This window comes from Actinomadura fibrosa, from assembly GCF_900659615.1.
Classification (GTDB): domain Bacteria; phylum Actinomycetota; class Actinomycetes; order Streptosporangiales; family Streptosporangiaceae; genus Spirillospora; species Spirillospora fibrosa.
The window spans coordinates 1-1,100 of record NZ_CAACUY010000547.1 but is presented as its reverse complement, the minus strand read 5'-3'; the positions used below and the strand labels follow the sequence as shown (position 1 = coordinate 1,100).

Sequence of the window (1,100 nt, the reverse complement as noted above, 5' to 3'; positions counted from 1 at the left end):
CGAGGCGGGACGGCCCGGTGCGCAGCGGCGCGAGCTGCCGGGCCAGCGCCTCCGCCTGCCGGACCGGCAGGGCGTCGGGCGTGCCCGCGAAGGCCGCCCGCTCGGCGGGCTCGTCCGGCTCGGTCACCCGGAACCCCTCGGGGGTCACGTCCAGCCGCAACTGGTGCGCGTCCTCCGTCAACGGCATGGCCATCGCGTCGGTGAGGTCGACGACGCAGACCCCGGCCACCCCGTCGGCCAGCAGCTCCGACTCCGCCGCGCCCGCGACGCCGTCCACGACCACCACGTGCAGGGGCTCGCCCGGGTTCCGCGGATGCGACGGGGAGAACCGGGGACGCCCGGCGAGCTCCGGCTCCAGCATCCGTTCGAGGTCGCGCAGGTCGTACGCGAACAGCCGGGCGGGCCCGAGCGCGTCCTGCTCGACCGGGTGCAGCGTGTGCGGCAGCCACTTCACCCAGTCCCACCCGGGGGCCTGGACGGGCGAGGCGCACACGCTGATCCGCAGGTCGTGCGGCGCGTGGAAAGCGGCGAGCTGCGCGACCATCGCGCGGACCAGCCCGCGCGCGGCCTCCGGATCGCCCGTCACCAGCACCCGCGCGAACGATTCGAGCCGCACCGCGACCGGCAGGTCAGGAAGGACCGCGTGCGCGCGGAGGAGCCGTCGCAGCGCCTCCGCGCCGACCGGGTCCAGGTCCTCCGGCGGCGGCGTCTCCGGCGGGATCGCGGGGACCAGCGGCCGCTGCTCGCCCACCCCGATGCGGGCCTGGGAGAAGTCGGCGTCGGAGGACCGTCGCTCCCACAGCCGGTCGCCCATCACCACGGCGTACAGCGCGGCGGGCCGGGGATGCGGCCACAGCAGCGCCGCCCGCTGCGCCCGCGCGTTCGCGCCGAGCCGCTCGTCCACGTACGCGAGATAGCGCAGATAGTCCTGACGCTCCGCCGCGAGCCGGGAGCGGCGCTCGCCGCGCGCGCGGCCGGCCTGGCCGGACAGGACACCGGCGACCGCGAGCGCGACCAGGGCGATCGCGGCGGCCCGCGTCCGGGTGACGCTCTCCGCGGTGAGCAGCAGCGCGATCGCGCCGAGCCCCGCGGCCACCGAG

The 1,100-nt window shown here is 77.5% G+C and carries 1 pseudogene; it reads right to left on the bottom strand.

From position 1 onward, the window contains the following. Positions 1–1,100, bottom strand: a pseudogene (locus E1300_RS51210) (type VII secretion protein EccC); the annotation flags it as partial.